The organism is Fluviicola sp. (assembly GCF_030151805.1).
Lineage (GTDB): Bacteria > Bacteroidota > Bacteroidia > Flavobacteriales_D > Crocinitomicaceae > Fluviicola.
Genome location: NZ_JASLCN010000225.1, coordinates 1 through 20,710, shown reverse-complemented (window position 1 = coordinate 20,710; position 20,710 = coordinate 1). Strand labels below are relative to the sequence as shown.

General features: G+C 41.3%; 22 protein-coding genes. 17 read left to right on the top strand and 5 right to left on the bottom strand.

The features are described from left to right. The 4 genes from Q1V93_RS08695 to Q1V93_RS08680 form a co-directional block, all read left to right on the top strand. Positions 1–314: hypothetical protein (locus tag Q1V93_RS08695; protein ID WP_300663819.1), on the top strand; the 314-nt coding region annotated here is incomplete at its 5' end. Between the two features lie 27 nt (positions 315–341). Beyond that, positions 342–563, top strand: coding sequence for a hypothetical protein (locus Q1V93_RS08690; RefSeq protein WP_300663817.1), 222 nt, complete (start codon positions 342–344; stop codon positions 561–563). Positions 564–661: 98 nt separating this feature from the next. Continuing rightward, positions 662–1,204, top strand: coding sequence for a hypothetical protein (locus tag Q1V93_RS08685; protein WP_300663815.1), 543 nt, complete (start codon positions 662–664; stop codon positions 1,202–1,204). A gap of 179 nt (positions 1,205–1,383) precedes the next feature. After that, entirely contained in the window at positions 1,384–2,940 is a 1,557-nt protein-coding gene (locus Q1V93_RS08680) for an aldehyde dehydrogenase family protein (protein ID WP_300663813.1), read from the top strand. Positions 2,941–3,020: 80 nt separating this feature from the next. On the opposite strand, the gene Q1V93_RS08675 is transcribed toward Q1V93_RS08680, so the two are convergent. Next, positions 3,021–3,224 (bottom strand): YwbE family protein, encoded by a 204-nt coding sequence (locus Q1V93_RS08675; protein WP_124747667.1) that lies wholly within the window; start codon positions 3,222–3,224, stop codon positions 3,021–3,023. 137 nt (positions 3,225–3,361) lie between these two features. Between Q1V93_RS08675 and Q1V93_RS08670 the strand changes: the two genes are divergently transcribed. From Q1V93_RS08670 to Q1V93_RS08640, 7 genes are all read left to right on the top strand, one after another. Further along, positions 3,362–3,700 carry a metalloregulator ArsR/SmtB family transcription factor gene (locus Q1V93_RS08670; RefSeq protein ID WP_300663809.1) on the top strand — a complete coding sequence of 113 codons (339 nt, stop codon included), beginning with the start codon at positions 3,362–3,364 and terminating at the stop codon, positions 3,698–3,700. Next, the gene (locus tag Q1V93_RS08665) at positions 3,678–4,175 is read left to right on the top strand and encodes an SRPBCC domain-containing protein (protein WP_300663807.1); all 498 of its coding nucleotides are present in this window, start codon (positions 3,678–3,680) and stop codon (positions 4,173–4,175) included. The genes Q1V93_RS08670 and Q1V93_RS08665 overlap by 23 nt, the downstream gene beginning before the upstream one ends. Before the next feature lie 3 nt (positions 4,176–4,178). Beyond that, entirely contained in the window at positions 4,179–5,147 is a 969-nt protein-coding gene (locus Q1V93_RS08660) for an SRPBCC domain-containing protein (RefSeq protein WP_300663806.1), read from the top strand. A 135-nt stretch (positions 5,148–5,282) separates the two neighbouring features. Next, complete coding sequence (locus Q1V93_RS08655) at positions 5,283–5,873, top strand: CHAP domain-containing protein (RefSeq protein WP_300663805.1); 591 nt, start codon at positions 5,283–5,285, stop codon at positions 5,871–5,873. Between the two features lie 11 nt (positions 5,874–5,884). After that, entirely contained in the window at positions 5,885–6,478 is a 594-nt protein-coding gene (locus tag Q1V93_RS08650; protein ID WP_300663803.1) for a DUF1990 family protein, read from the top strand. A 37-nt stretch (positions 6,479–6,515) separates the two neighbouring features. Next, positions 6,516–7,028 (top strand): hypothetical protein, encoded by a 513-nt coding sequence (locus Q1V93_RS08645; protein ID WP_300663801.1) that lies wholly within the window; start codon positions 6,516–6,518, stop codon positions 7,026–7,028. 42 nt (positions 7,029–7,070) lie between these two features. Continuing rightward, positions 7,071–8,420, top strand: a complete 1,350-nt coding sequence (locus tag Q1V93_RS08640; RefSeq protein ID WP_300663799.1) for a SpoIIE family protein phosphatase — start codon at positions 7,071–7,073, stop codon at positions 8,418–8,420. Positions 8,421–8,422: 2 nt separating this feature from the next. On the opposite strand, the gene Q1V93_RS08635 is transcribed toward Q1V93_RS08640, so the two are convergent. From Q1V93_RS08635 to Q1V93_RS08625, 3 genes are read right to left on the bottom strand one after another with little or no spacing between them, the layout of a single operon-like run. Beyond that, positions 8,423–9,151, bottom strand: a complete 729-nt coding sequence (locus Q1V93_RS08635; protein ID WP_300663797.1) for a hypothetical protein — start codon at positions 9,149–9,151, stop codon at positions 8,423–8,425. Continuing rightward, complete coding sequence (locus tag Q1V93_RS08630) at positions 9,135–11,579, bottom strand: DUF2012 domain-containing protein (RefSeq protein WP_300663795.1); 2,445 nt, start codon at positions 11,577–11,579, stop codon at positions 9,135–9,137. Before Q1V93_RS08630 ends, Q1V93_RS08635 begins: the two co-directional genes overlap by 17 nt. Before the next feature lie 30 nt (positions 11,580–11,609). After that, a complete protein-coding gene (locus Q1V93_RS08625; protein ID WP_300663793.1) occupies positions 11,610–13,331 on the bottom strand; it encodes a peptide ABC transporter substrate-binding protein in 1,722 nt (573 codons plus the stop codon). A 263-nt stretch (positions 13,332–13,594) separates the two neighbouring features. Here Q1V93_RS08625 and Q1V93_RS08620 point away from each other — a divergent pair, with 263 nt between their 5' ends. The 3 genes from Q1V93_RS08620 (at position 13,595) to mce (ending at position 15,335) form a co-directional block, all read left to right on the top strand. Next, complete coding sequence (locus Q1V93_RS08620; RefSeq protein WP_300663792.1) at positions 13,595–14,392, top strand: hypothetical protein; 798 nt, start codon at positions 13,595–13,597, stop codon at positions 14,390–14,392. 79 nt (positions 14,393–14,471) lie between these two features. Further along, positions 14,472–14,873, top strand: a complete 402-nt coding sequence (locus Q1V93_RS08615) for a hypothetical protein (protein ID WP_300663791.1) — start codon at positions 14,472–14,474, stop codon at positions 14,871–14,873. Positions 14,874–14,933: 60 nt separating this feature from the next. Beyond that, complete coding sequence (gene mce / locus Q1V93_RS08610; protein WP_300663790.1) at positions 14,934–15,335, top strand: methylmalonyl-CoA epimerase; 402 nt, start codon at positions 14,934–14,936, stop codon at positions 15,333–15,335. A gap of 26 nt (positions 15,336–15,361) precedes the next feature. Here the strand turns inward: mce and Q1V93_RS08605 are convergent, their stop codons facing one another. Continuing rightward, positions 15,362–15,991, bottom strand: a complete 630-nt coding sequence (locus Q1V93_RS08605) for an HAD family phosphatase (protein ID WP_300663788.1) — start codon at positions 15,989–15,991, stop codon at positions 15,362–15,364. 38 nt (positions 15,992–16,029) lie between these two features. Here Q1V93_RS08605 and Q1V93_RS08600 point away from each other — a divergent pair, with 38 nt between their 5' ends. From Q1V93_RS08600 to odhB, 3 genes are all read left to right on the top strand, one after another. Continuing rightward, complete coding sequence (locus tag Q1V93_RS08600) at positions 16,030–16,374, top strand: hypothetical protein (RefSeq protein ID WP_300663786.1); 345 nt, start codon at positions 16,030–16,032, stop codon at positions 16,372–16,374. A 255-nt stretch (positions 16,375–16,629) separates the two neighbouring features. Then, positions 16,630–19,353, top strand: a complete 2,724-nt coding sequence (locus Q1V93_RS08595; RefSeq protein ID WP_300663784.1) for a 2-oxoglutarate dehydrogenase E1 component — start codon at positions 16,630–16,632, stop codon at positions 19,351–19,353. 30 nt (positions 19,354–19,383) lie between these two features. After that, positions 19,384–20,655, top strand: coding sequence for a 2-oxoglutarate dehydrogenase complex dihydrolipoyllysine-residue succinyltransferase (odhB, locus tag Q1V93_RS08590; RefSeq protein WP_300663782.1), 1,272 nt, complete (start codon positions 19,384–19,386; stop codon positions 20,653–20,655). Positions 20,656–20,710: the final 55 nt, after the last annotated feature.

The window sequence follows — 20,710 nt, the reverse complement described above, 5'->3', positions numbered from 1 at the left end:
AATACAACGCCTTTATTGATCACGCTAAACACGGAAAAAGAGATCATCACAAATTGAATTTATTGCTGTGGGCTTTTAATGAAGAACCTATATACATTATCAAATTGCATTTCGATTATTATTCCTCAGGAGCAAGTGCCGAATCATTTAATCATTCTGTAAATGAATTTCTGAATGCTGTCGTTGAAAAACTTGGCCCACCCGAAGTAAAAAAACTAACAAGAGGAAAACAGGAACTTTCGTATCAGATCGGAAAAAGTAAATTGCGAATTTGGAATAATACTGAAGGAGTAAGGATTGAGATTAAAAAATAGGATTCGAACAGATAGAATTGAAACTCCATGCTTGAACGAACGCTATATATCAGCATACTGATCGGGTTCTTTATTTTATCAGGAGCCGGAATCTGTTTTGGAAATCCCGAAGATGTAAAATGGGCGGACTGGATTACTGAACAAGGAACGATGGGTGCTCCTTCTGGCAAATTTGTTATTTCTCATACTCGCTTAGTTGAAAATCAAAGCGGAAGTTTAACCTTTTCTGTCTGCCAAAAGGATATCTGATATCTGCTCTTTTTGTGTAGTTTCGTACAAACGAACCGAAAAGTAATCTCAATAACAGATCCTGAACCACAAGAAATATCAAAAACAAATTAATCATCATGTTAAAATCCTGGAAATCCAAAGTATGGCTGATTTTAATTACTTGTGCCGGAATCATCAGCTATCCGTTTTTTACAATCAAATACTTTGAAACTGCAACTGCATTACTGATAACCGCAAAATTTTTATTGTTATCAATCCTTGTGTGTTTAATGATCTTTGGACCAAAATTTTATTACAAAAAAGTAAAACCTTTAGATAAAAACATCCCTAAAAATAAATTGAAAGAAAAGGCACGCGATGTAATTTCAATTGCAATGATAATCATTTGTTTATCAGGAGTTTTATTCGGAATGGGGTTTTCATTCATCATTACAACAAATCAATTCTTTGGGAAATCTGAAGTTGTACAAATCAAAGAGCCTGTAAAGGGTTATTCACACAGCACAAAAAATGGCAGATTAAAACATTACATTGTTTTTAAAAACCCTAAAACGCAAAAGACAATTGAGTTAGAAGTTTATCGAAAATATGATGTGGGAGAAATCTTTGAGAAAAACATGAAATGCGGTGCCTGGGGAATTTTATACGCCACAAAATAAAAACGACCCTTTTACCCAACCAATCCCCCCTAAACAACTGAAATTAAAGGTGAAAAGACTAGTTCAATCATTCATTCAGGCAATCCGGTAATCCTTAACATTTATTCGCTCGATTATTCCCTGACATTCACTTCCTCTCAGCAAAATTGTGTAATTTTGCACAAACTAATCGAAAAGGAATGTCAGCAACAGCAACAGATCTTGGAATACAAGAAACATTAAGAACACTAGGGATTGAAGCAGTCAATCGCGGTGCTTCAACAGGAGGATATTGGTTTAACACACGTGGAGTTCAGATTGATTCCGTATCACCGGTAGACGGACAAGTTATTGCATCCGTTTCTTCCGCAACGGAAACAGAATACGAAGCAGTTGTTTTGAAAGCTCAGGAGGCATTCAAATACTGGAGAATGATCCCTGCGCCAAAACGTGGTGAAGTGATTCGTCAGTTGGCAGAGAAAATTCGCGAGAAAAAACAAGCCTTAGGCGAATTGGTTTCTTACGAAATGGGAAAATCATTACAGGAAGGTTTGGGAGAAGTTCAGGAAATGATCGACATCTGTGATTTTGCAGTAGGTCTTTCCCGTCAGTTATACGGTTTGACGATGCACTCCGAGCGTCCGGGACACAGAATGTATGAGCAATACCATCCACTTGGAATCGTAGGAATTATTTCTGCGTTCAACTTCCCGGTTGCTGTTTGGAACTGGAATACAGCTTTGGCTTGGGTTTGTGGAGATGTTTGTATCTGGAAACCATCCGAAAAAACACCTTTGACGGCAATTGCTTGTCAAAAAATCACACAAGAAGTTTTCGAAGCAAATGGAGTTCCTGAAGGAGTTTCCTGTTTGTTGATCGGTGATGCTGAAATTGGAAAATTGATGTCGAACGATACGCGCATTCCGTTGGTTTCTGCAACAGGTTCTACTCGTATGGGTAAAGCAGTTGGTGAAGCAGTTGGAAAACGTTTGGGTCGTCATTTGTTGGAATTAGGAGGAAACAATGCCATTATCATTACAGAATCTGCTGATTTGAAAATGGTAGTTCCTGGAGCAGTATTCGGTGCAGTAGGAACAGCAGGACAACGTTGTACTTCTACACGTCGTTTGATCATTCACGATTCTATTTATGATAAAGTAAAAGATGCGTTGGTAAAAGCTTACGGACAATTGCGTATCGGAAATCCATTGGATCAAAATAACCACGTTGGACCGCTAATTGATAAAGATGCTGTAGCTGCTTATCAGAATGCGTTGGTTCAGGTTGTTGAAGAAGGTGGAAAAGTAATCGTTGACGGCGGAGTTCTTTCCGGTGCAGGATACGAATCCGGATGTTATGTGAAACCAGCTATCGCTGAGGCACAAAACAGCTTTAAAATTGTTCAGCACGAAACGTTTGCTCCGGTATTGTACCTGATGAAATATTCAGGCGGAGTTGAAAATGCAATTGCGCTTCAAAACGGAGTTCCTCAGGGATTGTCTTCAGCAATTATGACAAACAACTTGCGTGAAGCAGAAGCGTTCTTGTCTCAGGCAGGTTCTGACTGTGGAATTGCAAACGTAAACATCGGTACTTCCGGTGCTGAGATCGGTGGAGCTTTCGGTGGTGAAAAAGAAACCGGAGGTGGACGCGAATCAGGATCTGATGCATGGAGAGTTTACATGCGTCGTCAGACAAATACGATCAACTATTCTGATTCATTGCCTTTGGCACAAGGAATCAAATTTGATTTGTAAGAAAAGAGCATTTCATAAAAGTAAAAGAGGGGACGCGGTGCATCGCGTCCCCTCTTTGTTTTAAGGTCTTTTTATACTGATTAATCCGCTTCTCCATCCACAATTTCCACGACTCTTCCCACCAATTTATCAACCGTCATAATCTTGATTCCATGCGGATGCGACGGCGCGCTTGTCAGAATGGATTTGATAATTCCTTCCGTTAATTCTCCGCTTGCCTGGTGTTTCTTCTGAACAAACAATACCAGCATGCCCGGTTTTAAATCTTTTCGCGTTGGCTTCATGCTTCAAAAGTACTGAAAACAAAGGCTTCCATCCTCATTCACATGCTCTTCTCTCAAAAAAATTCAAAAAAAATTTTTGCGCAACCAAAAAGTTGCATATATTTGCAGCCAATTGATTGCATTTAATTCAAAGACGTATGAAAAGAGATATTTTTCAAGCCATTGCAGATCCGACCAGAAGAGCAATTCTGGTTCTTCTCGCAACTCAGGCGATGACACCGAATGCCCTGGCCGAGCATTTCGACACCAGTCGCCAGGCTGTCTCTAAACACATTCAGCTTTTGAACGAATGCCAGGTGCTCACCACGAGCAAACAAGGAAGAGAAATCTATTACCGTTTAGATGCACACAAGATGAAAGAAATTGATCAGTGGTTGGAACAATTTAAACAGTTATGGGAAGACCGTTTCAATCAGTTAGACGAAGTATTAGCTCATTTAAAAACAAAAAAAGATGAAACCGACACTATTATTTGACTTCACGGTTGACAAGGAAAAGAACACCGTAAACATCAAACGTGAATTTGCCGCAAACCTCGATTTGGTTTGGGAAGCATGGACAAAACCGGAAATCCTTGACCGATGGTGGGCTCCAAAACCCTGGTCATCAAAAACAAAGTATCTGAATTTTGAAGTTGGCGGTCGAAGATTTTATGCAATGGTAAGCCCTGACGGAAACGAAAGCTGGGCAATTCAGGAATACAAATCCATTCATCCGAAGACCAGCTTTACATTTTTCAATGTTTTTGCAGACAAAGACGAAAACCAGCAATTGCCCGGCTCTGATTGGGAGTTGAATTTCAGTGAACAAAACGGAACCACAACCGTCCACATGACCATTTACAACGAATCGCGCGAGCGAATGGAAAGGATGATTGAAATGGGTTTCAAAGAAGGATTTACCGCGGCTCTTGAAAACCTGGACGGATTATTCACGAATTTAAAAAAGTAAAAAATGAAAAGCAGCTTATTATTGAATTTCACCGCAGATAAGGTGAACAACAAGATTTTTGTAGAACGCGAGTTTGCAGCTCCGGTAGATTTAGTCTGGGACGCATGGACAAAACCGGAAATCCTGGATTTGTGGTGGGCTCCAAGACCCTGGAAAACCAAAACCAAATCCATGAATTTCGTACCGGGCGGAACCTGGTTGTATTCCATGCTCGGACCACAGGGAGAAGAACATTTTTGCCGGGCTGATTACAAAACGATCGATGCGCATAAAGGTTATACCGGTTTGGATGCTTTCTGTGATCCGGAAGGAAACATCATTGATGCATTTCCAAGAACTGACTGGGACGTTCAATTCGCTTCAAAAGAAGAACAAACCATGGTTCATGTGACCTTGAGTTATGCCAAACTGGAGGATCTGGAATCCATTATTCAAATGGGATTCAAAGAAGGATTCCTTGCTGCAATGGAAAACCTGGACGAATTTATCCGTGCACAGTTTCAATTGCGTTTGGACAAAAAACCAAACAACGAGACGCGTGTTTCAACCTATGTGAATTTCCCCGGGAATACAGAAGATGCTTTCTCATTCTACCGCAAAGTATTCCGCACTGAATTCGTGAACGGGCTGCAACGCTTCGGAGATATTCCGGCAAGCACGGAAGACGCACCACCATTGGCAGATCACGTAAAGAAAATGATTTTGCATGTGGAACTTCCCTTACTCGGAAACCATGTTTTGATGGGAACCGATGCTCCGAAAGAAATGGGTTTCACCTTGACGCAGGGAAACAACATGCACATCAGTTTGGAGCCGGATTCCAGGGATGAAGCAACACGCATTTTCACTGAATTATCAGAAGGTGGAACTATCACCATGCCACTTCAGGACATGTTCTGGGGAGCATATTACGGAAGTTTTACAGACCGGTTCGGAATCAACTGGATGGTAAATCACCAACCGAAGCATTAAATCCAGAAAAGAAGAATTCCAAAAGAATAAGGATCAAAAAGAGTGGGGACGCAATGCATCGCGTCCCCACTCTTTTTTTAAAATTATCTCCACTTTTTGGATACATTTACAGCAACCTAAAAGCGAACTGTTTTTATGAAAAAATGGATTTTCTTCTTTGTTTTCACCACTCTGATCATTATCGGTTTTTTCGTGTACCGTAAAAACCCTTTGCTTTTCAGTTCGTATGAAATCGGAGATCCGATCGACAGTCTGAACCAGGTCGTTGTTTACTACAATTCCGGAACAGGAAACATTTCCGGGCGAAACACAGCTCCCGACGGATACAACATCGGTTTAAAATACCAATGCGTCGAATTCGTAAAACGGTATTACTATCAGCACTACAAACACAAAATGCCGAATCCATTTGGAAATGCGGTAGACTTTTTCAATAAATCATTGAAAGACGGAGATTGGAATCCGGATCGCGGATTGGTTCAATACTCCAATCCAAGTAAGGCGAAACCACAAGTCGGCGATTTAATCATTCTGGACGCAACCTCATTAAACGGTTACGGACACGTTGCTATCATTTCCGCAGTAGGTGCCGGCTCTGTGGAGATCATTCAGCAAAACGGAGGAAAATACGCTTCAAGCCGGGTTAAATATGATCTGTCATCCGAGAAAGGGTTCTGGAAGATCGAACATTCGCGGGTTCTCGGCTGGCTGAGAAAAAAGGAATAAACTACCGAGCTATGAAAATCAGTTTTTTAAATCAATCCAAACGATTTCCCAAACACCTCCACGAACTGAAAGAAGTTGCCGTGATGCCCTACGACAAAAAGCTCCTGGTTGAAAAGAACAGCTTGATTGAGATTGAAGGAATCAGCAAACTCTCTGAACTTGACACTTCTCATTTTTTCGATTACCGGATCTTCCCCGCATACATTTTGAACGCCTATGCGCAATGGACAGATGAAAAGAGGAAGATGCAAACCGGTGACACGATTGTTCAGCAAGTTTTTCTTCCACCCTTTCCGGCATGCTCACAAAAAGCTATTTTCGGAGTACGAATTAAGGAACTGATTCACGAAAGCACCCAAATCGGATTCAGTTATGAAACACTGGAAGGGCATGTAGAAAAGGGAATCTCCTACTTTTTACTGGAAGAAACCGATCAGGGCGTTATTTTCAGAATCCGGACTTTTTCCAAACCCGGAAATTTCCTGAGCAAACTGCTCGGGCCACTTTTCTCTATTCCCTATCAAAGGTATTGTACCCGGAAAGCGATGGAAAATGTAAAACTAAACCTGCTTTCAAAAACAAAAATTCATTCTGAAAATGCTTAAACTTTCCAATTTTCTTCCGGTCGAAAAATACACGATCATGACAAATCTCTCCGAAGAAGAAGTAATCAATCGCATCGGGCAAACTATCAGCCATTCAAACAGGCAATTTAAAATCACGTTCTTTGGTATCAATATGAATAAAGCAAAAAAACCAACATCTTCATATATTGGAAAAATTGCTGAAAAGAGTTTTAAAATTTCCCGGAACATTTCTTACGGAAATTCATTCTTGCCGGTCATTAAAGGAACTGTTTCTTCATTCCTGAACAAAACAGAAATCCGGATTTCCATGAAGATGCACCTGGCTGTCACAATATTCATGATCTTTTGGTTATCACTGACAGGAATCGTAGCATCATTTATTCTCATTACTATATTGCAATCTTTGATCAGTTTCAATTTCCATGGATTGGGTTTCCCAATGCTTATTCCTGTGATGATGTTCCTGTTTGGATATCTGATGATGCTTTTTGGATTCAAATATGAGGCTCGTAAAAGCAAAAAAGAACTGAATATTCTTTTCGAAGCAGCGTCTGATAAACCGTTTTAAAATTGTTTCAAAAATATCCGATAGAACACTATATTTGATTGAATGATAAATCGAATACTTAATAACGGAATTTCGGTTAACAATACAGACTCGCTGAATCGGAAAATTCGTGTGAGCAACCTCATCGCATTGCTGATTGCTGTGATCATGATTGCCTATACGCCGATGTATATTTACTTTGAGCAGCCTGTCGGAGTAATTATCAACAGCTTTTTCTTTCTTTCGGCACTGATTTCCTTCTTCCTCATTCATCAAAAAAAATACATTGTATCCTTCTTTGTTCTTATTTGCTGCAGTTTTCTGTATTTCATCATCACGACGCTCGTATACGGAACAAATGTAAACCTTCACTTCTTTATGCTGGTACTTTGCATGATTAGTGTTGTGGTATTCAACAGTCAAAATGTGATCCGCTTCTTCATTGCTTTGTCCATCATCTCTTTCTTTTCCCTGGTAATCTGGTCTTATTTTCACGGACCCTTCATTCAAATCCCGAAGCAAACCAAAACAATGGAAACACTGCTTGGTAATGTCAATCTATTGTTGCTCTTTCTGATCTGCTCTTTGTTTTTACTCTTTTTGAAGGTACTCATGATCAAATCCCACAATCGGATTGTGGAGCAGAAAAACCTCATCGAAGAAAAGAACCGCGATCTCACAGACAGTATTCGCTACGCACTGCGCATTCAGAACGCCATGCTTCCAAGCAAATCGAGCATTGAAGCCATTTTCCCCGGACATTTTTTGTTTTTCAAACCCAAAGACATTGTAAGCGGTGATTTTTATTGGGTCTTTGAAAATGAAGATTATCAATTCGTAGCAGTGGGCGACTGTACCGGACACGGAGTTCCGGGTTCCATGATGAGTGTATTGGGAATTAACCTGTTGATCGAAATAGTGGAAAACAAACGGATCATCAACCCGGGGACGATTCTGAATGAACTGCGGCACGGAATTTTGCTGGCCTTTGATAAAGACGGAAAAAGCACCGAATACAAAGACGGAATGGACATCGCCATCGTCCGGATCAACCGGAAAACAAAAACCTATTGCTTTGCAGCAGCCAACAATGCACTCTATCACTTAACCGCAAATGATTTGCAGGAAAGAAGAGCCGATAAGCAGCCTGTAGGATTTTCGCATGATCTCGCTCCGTTTACACAACACGATTTCACTTACGAAAACGGAGATACTTTGGTACTTTTCACAGACGGATTTGCAGATCAGTTTGGCGGACCGAAAAACAAAAAATTCCGCTACAAATCCTTCCAGGAATTATTAATGGAATACCGGAATGACCGACTGGATAAGGTTCTGGATAAAACGTTCCACTCCTGGAAAAAAGATCTGGAACAGGTAGACGATGTGTGTATCCTCGGAATAACGCTTTAAAATCAGTTCCGGAGCGTATCCTTCAAAACCAGTCGGTCATGCTGTAAAGCATAACGCATATCATATTCCTGGTAATCCACTTGCTGCCGGGTTTCTTCATCCAACTTCTTTTCTTTTACATGAACGGATAAAATAGCATCTTTCAGCGAATAGGAAAAAGTACGCTCATAGCAAAATGCAGCATCATTCAGTTCCTCCAAGCAATTCCAGGACATGAAGTGAAATTTTTCATCCCTCGAAATCTCCTTTCCTTCAATCGTAAAAACGCGCGGATAGTCCCCGCAATAACCACTTCCATGCGATTTATTGGAAATAATGACGTACTCTCCCGCTCGCACAAGCATCTTTTCTAAATCGTAATCGCATTCTCCCAAAGCTGCTGAAACGGTTTCACTTTTGACCAATTTAAATTGCTTCTCTTTGGTTTGTTTCAAACAAAAGAAGGGATTACTATCTTCTCCGATATAACAGCTTGCAATCCAGATATAAGAACCGGAACGCACAAAACGTGCCAATGTATCTTCTTCGTCAAACCCTGTAAGATCGTATTTGTCCAGCAGTTTCAAGGCATAATCGTATTCAAGTTTTTTCAACTCGGAACCATTCAGATACCCGTTGCTTTTCTGCAATTCTTCAAAAAGACTTATTTCAGCTGCTTTCTTTTTTGAACCGCAGGAAATCAGGAAAAACCCCAGGAAGAAGATCAGCGCTATGTTACTCTTTCTTCCCACCTGCCAATTTAAAGCTGATACGGTAATAGAAAATCGGTAAAAAGCCCAACTGCGTTTTTTCAGCCAACGGTTCCTTATTCGGGTTCGCCAAATCCGGCGCATACGCCAATCCTAAGATATTTCTGGTGTTGAGTACATTCACCAAATCCAAACCGATTTCATGTGTTACTTTGCGTGCATTCATTTTCCAGCTAATCTTTAAATCCAAACGGAAATAATCCTTGAATTGCCGCTCGTTGAATAATGAATCACTGAAAACCAGTTCTTTTTGCAGGTTCGTTTCTGCCAGGTTGATGTATCCGTAGCGTTTTCCTCCTGCAACGGTTACTTTTCCTCCAAGTCCCAGTATTTGTTTTTTCCCTAATTTGAATTCTTTCCCGAACAAGACATTCGCAGTATACAAACCATTGTAACTGGTGTTTCTTGTTATTCCGTCGCTTCCTTTGTACTTACTGTCATAAATCGAAACAGTAGTCAACACATAAAAGCTCTTATCAAAGAATTTCTGAAGGGTCAACTCCAAACCGTAATTCACTCCCGTTCCCGTGTTTTTCAACGAATCCGGGAAGAAACGCGCAAATCCGCTTCCCTGGTTGATAATCGAAAACGCGGAAGGAACCACCGTTACAGGAACCTGGTACAAGTACTGGTAATACACTTCTGTTTTGAACTGGAATCCTTTCTTGAAATTCTTTTCATAGCCTAAAGCAGAATGCATCGACTTGGTGAAGCCCATGTTTTTGTTCTGGTAAACCTTGTTTCCGCCGGCATCGTATTGATGATATGTATAAATGTAATAAGGCTGTGTTTGACTGTGTAATCCTGCTCCGGCAAACAATTTCTGGTTGCCTTTCATGGACCATTTCCAACCCAAACGCGGTTCAACCGGGCTCAACGAATTGCTGAAAGAATAATACTGCGCATGCAAACCTGCTGTGAAATCCATGTTTTCCCGGATGCGGTATTTCCACTGAAAGAAAGGTTGAACCAGGATTCCTCCCTGCCCTTTGTAATCCCAGCGGTTGATAAACGCAGTTCCGGCAACATTCAAAACGCTGTCCGTCATGTTGAAAGTAAAAAAATCCGCATTCAGCCCCGCTTTAATCACGTGCTGCTTTCCGATCTTGTGATTGATACTGAACATTCCGGAGTAACGTGCAATTTTATAGGAATATCCCATAATCTGGTAAATACTGTCGACACGAATATTCACCGTTGGTTCGCCACCATTGTAAGTCGTATCTAAAGAGCGAACCAGGTAATTGTGTTTCGAATGCTGATCGTCGATACTTCCCGAGAAAGTAGTGGTTAAAAACGTTCGTTCCGAAAGCGATTTCTTGTAAGTCAATCCGGCAACCGCCATTCCAGTTCCGAAATATTGATCGCGGTCTCCTTCACCGTACAAATCCGTTGTGTATTCTGTCTGCTCCGAAATCAGGATCTTGATATCACTTTTTCCTCCCAATCCCCAAAGAGATAGCTGACCTCCTTTTTTGAGCGGAAAATTGAATTTGAATGCACCGTCTCCATAAACCGGCACGGCGTCCGTCCCGATGCGGATTCCCATAAACTGGAATAAACTCAAGGTGGAGTAACGTCCCATCACCAGGTAACTCGCATTTGATTTTTTGCTCAAAGGTCCTTCTGCCAGGACTTCCGTTCCCAGGAAACCAAATTGCCCGGTGAATTCATGTTGTTTGGAGTTTCCGTTTCGCAATTTTAAATCGAAAATTCCCGAAACGGAGTTTCCGTATTCAGCCGGGAAAGCCGACATGAAAAAATCGGAATTCGCCAAACTCTTATTGTTGATGATCGAAACCGGACCACCGGAACTTCCCGAAATGGAAAAATGCGATGGATTCGGAATATCAATTCCTTCTACTTTATAGACAATTCCAAGCGGTGAATTTCCACGCACCACGATGTCATTCCTGGAGTCGTCTGCACCCTGAACACCCGCAAAGTTACTCGCCATCCGTGCGGGATCTCCTCTCGAACCAGCGTAACGCTCTGTTTCTTCGACCGAAAACTGCTGTGCTGAAACCGTTGCCATTTCATTTTTTACCTCGCCGGGCTTTTGCGCCACAACCACCACTTCTTCTACTTCACTGATTCGTTCCTTGATTTTGATTTCCAAAACAGTTTGTCTTCCGGAATTGACATCCACGGAAGTGGAATAATTTTCGTAAACGGTTGATTTCACATCTAAGGGATGTTTTCCCACCGGAACATTCAAAAACTCGAAAACACCATCGTTATTGGTCATAGTTTTGAGTTTCGAACTGTCTGAAAGTGTGATGAAAACCTGCGCTCCGAAAACAGGAAAATCAGACTCGGAATCCAGGATTGTACCGCGCACGGTTTGGGTAGGTTGCGCAATCAATACAGATACAAACGCGCAAAACAATACGGTAAGGATAGCTTTCATTCTTTGAATATATCAAGCGTAAATATACACTTATTGAATTGACTTCAAATATTCCTCCTTGGTCCAATCCTTAATATAGACACGACGCAAATCCAAAAACTCCATCGGATTGTTTTTCAGGTTCCGAACCCGTGAGTAGCTCAACGTGAAATCATTGGCATACCAAAGCGGGATCATCGGCGGGTCTTTCAACAACTCAATTTCAGCCCGTGAAAACAATTCCAGTCTTCGTTTCTGACTGGCAGCGCGCGCCTGTTCAAAATAGCTGTCAAACATCGGATTGATATATCGCGACTGGTTTCCGCTGGATGCCATATTTTGATCCTTCGGGACCAATTTTCCGTAGAAATTCATCAAAAAAGTTTCCGGACTGGAATAATCCGCTATCCACGCAGTCCGGAACAAATCTCCTTTCCCCATATTTCCGTCTTCATTGCGTTGCTCGAAATTGGAACCATCAATGTTTACGTTTATTCCCAGGGTCTGATAAATCTGATCCGCAATTTCTTCTGCAACTGCCGTATTCAAATCACTGATATCCAATCTCAGATTCACATTTCCAAAACCTTTTCCTCCCGGATAACCTGCTTCCGCCAGTAATTCTTTGGCCAATTCAGGATTGTAATCGTAACCGTATTTTTTGATCTCGGAAAAGTTGTATCCTTTGAAAACCGAACTGATCGGAGGAGTAATTCCATAAACTCCGTATTCATAAAACTGGTTCCGGAGCACATTGTCCGCAAGCCGCTTCCGGTCTATCGCATAATTGAACGCCTTTCTCACGCGAACATCCCGGAAACGCGGTTCGTTCATATTGAAAAAGTAATATTGCGTTGTCAGCAACGGATTATTGTACAACAACATCAGCGGAGGCTGTGCATTGAAATCCGAAATCCGGCCTTCCAGCATTTCCGTAATACGTGAAGTGGGCAAACCCGAAATGATTGACGTTTTACCTTGTTCGAACATTTCCAGTTGTTCCAGTTTCCGCGTTTGTACGTAGAAGACAACCGAGTCGAGATACGGAAGTGCATTTCCTTTATTGTCGACCATGTAATAATCCTGGTTTTTCAGTAAAACATAGGATTTTTCATCTGTTGGCCTGGTAAAGCAAAACGGCCCCGTTCCTACTACATCCGTTTCCTTATTGGATTCCACTACTTTTTTGGAAACGATGCTGGCGCTCAGATTTGCCAGTTTATTGATATATGTCTGATCCGGGTTAATGAGCGTAATTTCGATCTGGTTCTTTTTGGCTTTGATTCCGCTGATTGTTTTCGCTTTTCCCTCATAGAACTGTTTCGCTCCTTTCACCTGGTTCGCCAATAAAGACAAATATGCCGCTGTCGGATTTCCGTCGGCATTCGGTTTACACGCTTTTTCAAAAGTAAACAAGACATCTTCCACAGTCAGTTTTCGATCCTTGTCAGATTTAAACACGGCATTTTCATGAAAGAGGATATCGTCTCTGATGGTGAAAGTGAAAATCGTACCGTCACCGCTAACATTCCATTTTTCAGCAATTTGAGGTTGTAAAGAAAGATCTCCGGGATTAAAACTCACAAGTCCTTCCATGACCTGGGAAAGCAATTCAAAGGAGTAAACATCATTGACTTCTCTCGCAATAAAAGTCGTAGGAGTATTGTCTAATGCCATCTTAAAACTTCCTCCGGCGTGCTCGAATTGTTTTTTATCAGAACCACCGCAAGAAGTTAAAACAAGAATCAGAAAGGTAACAAGAACTAATTTCATAGTAGAAGTATGCGTTTATCACTACAAGAATAGAAAAAATCTTTTACTAAAATACCTTAAAAAAACAAAATTAATGTATTGAAAATGTTAAGTTAGAGGGTGGTATTATCGACGAACGTATATTATTTAATGACAAATTAACTCATTAGATAGTTGAAATGTAAAAAAAATTGTACTTTCGTCGTGTAAAATGTTGGTAATGTAAAAAATAGCTATTATACTTGCCACAGTTTTTAGTGTAGCTACTAATAAAAATGAAACAGTTGAAATTATTCCTACTTTGCTCTTGCGCATTACTGCTAAGCTTTTCAAGCTCAGCGGTTCTTTCCATTGAAGGCAGCTATCAAGGTAAAAACTTATACGTTCAGAATCCGGAAGACGGAGATGGTTTCGGCTTTTGTGCAACAAAAGTAACCGTCAACGGCGATATCTTGCCCGGAGGAACAGCTATCTCAGCATTCGAAATTGATTTTTCTCTCTTTAACATCGAAATAGGCGAACCGGTATTTATCGTTATTGAACACAATGACGGGTGCAAGCCGAAAATTTTAAATCCGGAAGTCCTGCTTCCGCGAAGCACATTCAACACCCTGGATATTCAAATCCAAAACAACGGAATGCTTACCTGGAAAACGAATAACGAACAAGGAAAACTCCCTTTCATTATTGAACAATACCGCTGGAACAAATGGGTAAAAGTGGGTGAAGTTCAGGGAAAAGGAACTTCCGGAACAAACTCTTATGAATTCCTGGTAACGCCACATTCAGGTGAAAACACCATTCGCGTAGTTCAAATAGATCATTCCGGAACCAAAAGAAACTCAAAGGATGTGAAATTCACCTCTTCGGTTCCTGCCGTGACCAAGAACCCCGTCAAGGTCAAGGATCAAATCAACTTCACCGCAGCCGGAAAACCGATTGAAACGAAATACGAAATCTATGATGCTTACGGAAACATTGTCAAGAAGGGAATCGGATCTTCCGTTCCATGTTCGAATCTCCTGAAGGGAGCTTATTACATCAACTTCGACAACAAAACTGAAAAGTTCTTTAAAGGATAAAAAATTCATTTCAATCCCAAATCATTTTTTCTTCACCAAATGTAATCACCCTAAATTATTTACAACCTAATATTTCTCTATGAAAAACCTATTAATCAACGCTATCGGTGTTCTATTACTGTTAGTTACATTCACCAGCTGTAAAAAGGATCCGAATAATTCAAAAAAAGAAGGAAACATTACGATATCAGTCAATTACAAACCATCCCAAAACTCCTCCTTTGTACATTCATGGGGACAAACGGAAGTCAAATTGCATGACAAAAACGGCGTTTTAGTTGCCACTCAATATGCAAATCCAAACAATCCGAACCTCGATTTCGGAAAATATCAATATGGAGATTACCGGGTGGATTGCAACACAAACATGATTTCAACGAATGTCAACACGGGAAGTTCTTCAACAAAAAACATTTCCAGATCAGAAAGCTTTACACTAGACGAAAAAAATAAAAGTGTGAGCGTCACAATGAGCTATTAATGCCCTGTCTCCAATAAGGAAATTATCGGATTTTATCCGGGACTTTACTATCTTCGGCACATGAATAAAATTGAGCATATCGGCATCGCTGTGAAAAACCTGGATGACGCGATCCTGACATACACCAAACTTTTGGGCACCGAATGTTATAAAACGGAAGCCGTAGAAAGCGAAGGAGTAAAAACTGCTTTTTTCCAGGTAGGTGAATCAAAAATCGAATTGCTGGAAGCAAGTAGTGAAAACAGCCCGATTGCCAAATTCATTGAGAAAAAAGGCGAAGGAATTCACCACATTGCGTTTGATGTCACCAACATCGAAGAGTCGATGAAGGAACTTTCATCCAGGGGATTTCAATTGTTGAATGAGCAGCCGAAAAACGGAGCCGACAATAAATTAGTCGCGTTTATCCATCCGAAATCTTCCAACGGAGTATTGATAGAACTTTGTCAGGAGAAGAAGTAATTCTCCTTAGCAACGTGTTGGTGGAATTATGCCCGAAAAAAAGGCAAATCAAATACGTCTTGTTTTCTTTCAAGCAAGACCGCATCTATTCCGGTTTTTTTAGCTCCTTCCACATGCTGCGGGCTGTCGTCAATGAACAAGGTTCTTGAAGGGTCCAGTTTGTTTTCAGTACAAACGAATTCAAAAATCTTTTCATCCGGTTTACGCATTCCGACTGCAGAAGAGAAATATGTTTTCTCAAAATAACGCTCCAGGTCTCTGTGACCGGCCGTTTTTTCCAAAGATCTTCTGACCGCATCAATGTGCAGGTCATTGGTATTACTCAACAGGAACAAACGATACTTCGAAGCTAAAGCCTCCAGTTTTTCCAGGCGTTCCGGCGGAAAATCCAAAATCATGGCATCCCAGGCATGAACCACCTGGTTCGCTGTTGAACCCGCCGGCAAACGATCCAATAACTGATTGATGAAGTGAAAAGAAGAAACTTCTCCGCATTCAAAACGGTCAAATAACTGGGTTTGCTGTAATTGGGAATAAGATTCTCTGAAATTCTCCATTCCAAGGGAAATAAACGCCTTTTCTGTTAAATCGTAATCCAAATTCAACAAAACGCCCCCTAAATCAAAAATGATTGCTTCTTTTGAGGTATCGAACATGCCGCAAAGGTAAGAAGTTCGCGTCGAATGTCCGGATTATGGCAGAAAAAGATTTAAATACACTCGTTCGGAAACTGCAGCTTCAACTGAGTCCAGCAGTACTTCTGGAAAAGGTTCAGAATCAGATCTACAAAGACTTTGAACGCTCAGGAATCCGGGATTTCGAGCTGAAAAACACCAATCCGACTCTCTGGAACGAGGAAATACAAGCGTTTCTCAAAAAACTATCTTCCAACGAACTGAGTCATTTACTCTACCTCATTGACGTTCCTGAAATTATTTTAATTCAGACCAACACCAGCGAGGACCGCTTATTTCACCTCGCAGACGCCATTCTTCACCGCGAATTGATGAAAGTATTTTATCAGATGCAATATAAGTAAGAGGAAGCACAGCTTTCGAAAAAAGACAAGCGTTGGCTCAGTCATTGGATAATCGTTTCCGACAACTGATTTGCCTACGTAAATGAGCAATTGCCATTGCAAAAACGAAACCCGTTTTGAGATTTAATCCATTCATACCCGATCATTCTGATTGCCTTTAAACAATAGTTAGCAATTTTGCATTTTTTTATAGCAAATTCCTACCTCCGCTTGCTATAAAAGTTATAACTTTACCCACCATTATAGTGCACAAACATGGATAAAGTGACGTACGTCGGAAATGCAGACGTGAATGCAATAGAGCATTTGTATCAATCATATTCAAAAGACCCTGAAAGCGTTGATATTGGGTGGCAAAAATTCTTTGAAGGATTTGATTTTGCCAAAACCAACTACGAGGATGGCGGTGAAATTCCTGAAAATTTTCAAAAAGAATTTAAAGTTCTTAACCTGATTAACGGTTATCGTACACGTGGACATTTGTTCACTAAAACGAATCCTGTTCGTGAAAGACGTAAGTACGAACCAACTTTAGCGATCGAAAACTTTGGTTTGGAAGCTGCTGATCTGGAAACTGTTTTCCAGGCAGGAGATCAGATTGGAATTGGTTCTGCAACCCTGAAAGCAATTATTGAGCATTTAGAAGAAACCTACTGTCAATCCATTGGAATTGAATTCATGTTCATGCGTGAACCGGACAGATTGAATTGGTTCCGCGACAAAATAGAATTGAAAAACAGACCGAAATTTGATTCGGAAAGAAAAACACACGTTTATAAAAAATTACTTCAAGCTTCCAACTTTGAAGCCTTTTTGGGTAAAAAGTATGTAGGTCAAAAGCGTTTCTCCATTGAAGGTGGTGAAGCGTTGATCCCCGCTTTGGATGCCCTGGTTGAAAAAGGAGCTGATCTGGGTGTAGAATACTTCGTAATGGGTATGGCGCACCGCGGTCGCTTGAATACATTGACCAATATTTTCCAAAAAAGACCACAGGATATTTTCTCGGAATTCGAAGGAAAAGAATTTGACGCCGACAGCGCATTTGACGGGGACGTGAAATACCACCAGGGATATACCAGCTCGATTAAAACGAAAGAAGGAAAAGAAATCGGCTTGACGCTGGCTCCAAACCCTTCTCACTTAGAAGCTGTTGACCCGGTAGTTCAGGGAATTGCCCGTGCAAAACTGGATAACCATTTGAAGGACGAAAACAAAATTTGTCCGGTAATGATTCACGGAGATGCTGCGGTTGCAGGTCAGGGAATCGTTTACGAAGTCATCCAAATGGCATTGCTTGACGGTTACCGCGCAGGTGGTACAATCCACATTGTGGTGAACAACCAGGTTGGTTTTACAACAAACTTCCACGATGCTCGTTCGTCCACTTATTGTACGGATGTTGCGAAAACAACACTTACTCCGGTTTTCCATGTAAACGGAGACGATATTGAGGCAGTAATCCAAACGATTGAAATCGCGATGGAATACCGTCAGAAATTCAACCGTGATGTCTTCATCGATTTATTGTGTTACCGTAAATATGGTCACAACGAAGGAGATGAGCCTAAATTCACGCAACCGAATTTGTACAACATCATTGCAAAACATCCGAATCCAAAGGATATTTACCTGAAGCAAATTACAGCTGAAGGAGCATTATCAAGTGATGTTGCGAAAAAATTAGAAGACGAATACAACGATTACCTGGAAAACGAATTCGAAACAGCCCGCAAGAACGAAAAAGCGGTTGTTTGGGATTTCTTAAGCAAAACCTGGGAAGGATTCAGACACAGTAAGCCTGAAGACTTTGATTCAAGCCCTGAAACGGGAATTAAAAAGGAAAAACTGGTTGAGCTTGGCAGAAAACTGGCAACACTTCCGGAAGGAAAAAAATATTTCCGTAAAATCCAGAAAATTTTCGACGACCGTTTGGCGGCTATCGAAACAAACAACCTGGATTGGGGAACGGCAGAAATGCTGGCTTATGCTACTTTATTGGAAGAAGGCATTCCGGTGCGCCTTTCAGGACAGGATGTGGAAAGAGGAACATTCTCTCACCGCCATGCAGTAGTAAAAACGGAAGACAACGAAGAAGAAATCGAAACATTGAATTTGTTGTCTGACAAACAGGCACGTTTTTCAGTATATAACTCCTTGCTTTCCGAATATGCAGTATTAGGATTCGAATACGGTTACTCATTGGCAACTCCGAAAGGACTGACAATCTGGGAAGCACAATTCGGAGACTTCTTCAACGGTGCGCAGATCATGATCGACCAGTTTATCACTGCAGGAGAAGACAAATGGTCTACTCAAAGCGGATTGGTCATGCTGCTTCCTCACGGATATGAAGGACAAGGTGCAGAACACTCAAGCGGTCGTATGGAGCGTTGGTTGCAACAATGTGCGGACGACAATATTCAGGTTGTAAACACTTCTACTCCGGCAAACCACTTCCACTTGTTGAGAAGACAGTTAGTTCGCCCGTTCCGCAAACCATTGGTGGTATTCTCACCGAAAATGTTGCTTCGTTATCCTGCAGCTACTTCCACACTGGAAGAAATGGCAAGCGGATCTTTTCAGGAAGTAATTGATGATGCAACTGCGAAAGCTGGCCAGGTAGATACGTTGGTATTCTGTTCAGGGAAGTTCTACTACGAAATGAAAGAAAAAGCAGCTGAAATGGGTGTTGAAAATATGGCTTTCGTTCGTGTAGAGCAATTGTACCCCTTACCACAAAAACAAATCGAAGCAATCGTTGCAAAATACAATGCGAAGAACATTTTGTGGGCACAGGAAGAACCTGCAAACATGGGTGCCTGGACGTATATTGCCATGAGTATGAGACACATTCCGTTCATTGGGATTACAAGACCTTCATCTGCAGCAGCTGCAGAAGGTTCGAAAAAATTGCATGAACGCCGTTTAAAACAATTATTTGCTGATGTGTTTCAATATGCATCCGTAACTGCTAAATAAGATTATTAAAAAACTAAATACGATTCAATTATGTCAATCCTTGAAATGAAAGTACCTAGCCCGGGAGAGTCAATTTCCGAAGTGGAAATTGCAACGTGGTTAGTTTCGGACGGTGACTATGTAGAAAAAGATCAGGCTATCGCAGAAGTGGATTCCGACAAATCAACGTTGGAATTGCCTGCTGAAGAGGCTGGTATTATTACCTTGAAAGCAGCTGAAGGCGATGTAGTAAAAGTTGGACAAGTCGTTTGTTTAATCGACACATCTGCTGAAAGACCGGCAGGTTCTGCGGCTCCGGTTGTAGAAGCAAAACCAGTTGAAGCAGCTCCAGTGAAAGAATCGACTCCGGTTGCAGAAAAAACAAGCGCACCGACTTTAAATCCGAACCCGGTGAGCGACAGCTACGCAAAAGGAACTCCTTCTCCGGCAGCAGCTAAAATCATGGCTGAGAACGGTGTTTCAGGTACTAAGATTAACGGTACGGGAAAAGATGGACGGATCACCAAACAAGACGTTGTTGAAGCAATGGCTGCAGGAATTCCTGCTGACGCTGTTCAGGGATGGGGTGGTACACGTGATCAGAACCGCGAAAAAATGTCGATGCTTCGTCGTAAGATTGCAGAACGGTTGGTTTCTGTGAAAAACGAAACAGCGATGTTGACGACTTTCAACGAAGTAGATATGAAACCGATCATGGATCTTCGTGCAAAATACAAAGATCAGTTTGCGAAATTCCACGATGTGAACCTTGGATTCATGTCTTTCTTTACAAAAGCCGTAACGGAAGCATTGAACTTGTTCCCTGCGGTAAACGCACAGATCGACGGAAATGAAATGGTATTCCACAACTACGCAGATATCGGTATCGCAGTATCTTCTCCGAAAGGATTGATGGTTCCGGTGGTTCGCAATGCAGAACAAATGAGCCTTGCTGAGATCGAAAGAGAAATCAAGCGTTTGGCTGTGAAAGCCCGCGACGGGAAAATCACTCCGGAAGACATGACCGGAGGAACATTCACAATCACAAACGGCGGTGTATTCGGTTCCATGATGTCCACTCCGATTATCAATCCTCCGCAATCAGCTATTTTGGGAATGCACAATATTATTGAGCGCCCGGTAGCAATCGACGGGAAAGTGGAAATTCGTCCGATGATGTATTTGGCATTGTCTTACGATCACCGCATCATTGATGGAAAAGAATCTGTAGGATTCCTGGTTAAAGTAAAAGAAATGATCGAAAATCCGGAGAGAATCATCTTCGGAGGAAAAGATCCTTACGCAGTTCTTTTAGGATTGTAATAACACATTCTTTCAAAGAAAAAGCCGGGGCGAAAAATTTTTCGCCCCGGCTTTT

Bases quoted from the DNA above. Each gene is read 5' to 3' on its own strand.
- Q1V93_RS08690 (WP_300663817.1), top strand. From the start codon at position 342: ATGCTTGAACGAACGCTATATATCAGCATACTGATCGGGTTCTTTATT.
- Q1V93_RS08685 (WP_300663815.1), top strand. From the start codon at position 662: ATGTTAAAATCCTGGAAATCCAAAGTATGGCTGATTTTAATTACTTGT.
- Q1V93_RS08680 (WP_300663813.1), top strand. From the start codon at position 1,384: ATGTCAGCAACAGCAACAGATCTTGGAATACAAGAAACATTAAGAACA.
- Q1V93_RS08675 (WP_124747667.1), bottom strand. From the start codon at position 3,224: ATGAAGCCAACGCGAAAAGATTTAAAACCGGGCATGCTGGTATTGTTT.
- Q1V93_RS08670 (WP_300663809.1), top strand. From the start codon at position 3,362: ATGAAAAGAGATATTTTTCAAGCCATTGCAGATCCGACCAGAAGAGCA.
- Q1V93_RS08665 (WP_300663807.1), top strand. From the start codon at position 3,678: ATGAAACCGACACTATTATTTGACTTCACGGTTGACAAGGAAAAGAAC.
- Q1V93_RS08660 (WP_300663806.1), top strand. From the start codon at position 4,179: ATGAAAAGCAGCTTATTATTGAATTTCACCGCAGATAAGGTGAACAAC.
- Q1V93_RS08655 (WP_300663805.1), top strand. From the start codon at position 5,283: ATGAAAAAATGGATTTTCTTCTTTGTTTTCACCACTCTGATCATTATC.
- Q1V93_RS08650 (WP_300663803.1), top strand. From the start codon at position 5,885: ATGAAAATCAGTTTTTTAAATCAATCCAAACGATTTCCCAAACACCTC.
- Q1V93_RS08645 (WP_300663801.1), top strand. From the start codon at position 6,516: ATGACAAATCTCTCCGAAGAAGAAGTAATCAATCGCATCGGGCAAACT.
- Q1V93_RS08640 (WP_300663799.1), top strand. From the start codon at position 7,071: ATGATAAATCGAATACTTAATAACGGAATTTCGGTTAACAATACAGAC.
- Q1V93_RS08630 (WP_300663795.1), bottom strand. From the start codon at position 11,579: ATGAAAGCTATCCTTACCGTATTGTTTTGCGCGTTTGTATCTGTATTG.
- Q1V93_RS08625 (WP_300663793.1), bottom strand. From the start codon at position 13,331: ATGAAATTAGTTCTTGTTACCTTTCTGATTCTTGTTTTAACTTCTTGC.
- Q1V93_RS08615 (WP_300663791.1), top strand. From the start codon at position 14,472: ATGAAAAACCTATTAATCAACGCTATCGGTGTTCTATTACTGTTAGTT.
- mce (WP_300663790.1), top strand. From the start codon at position 14,934: ATGAATAAAATTGAGCATATCGGCATCGCTGTGAAAAACCTGGATGAC.
- Q1V93_RS08605 (WP_300663788.1), bottom strand. From the start codon at position 15,991: ATGTTCGATACCTCAAAAGAAGCAATCATTTTTGATTTAGGGGGCGTT.
- Q1V93_RS08600 (WP_300663786.1), top strand. From the start codon at position 16,030: ATGGCAGAAAAAGATTTAAATACACTCGTTCGGAAACTGCAGCTTCAA.
- Q1V93_RS08595 (WP_300663784.1), top strand. From the start codon at position 16,630: ATGGATAAAGTGACGTACGTCGGAAATGCAGACGTGAATGCAATAGAG.
- odhB (WP_300663782.1), top strand. From the start codon at position 19,384: ATGTCAATCCTTGAAATGAAAGTACCTAGCCCGGGAGAGTCAATTTCC.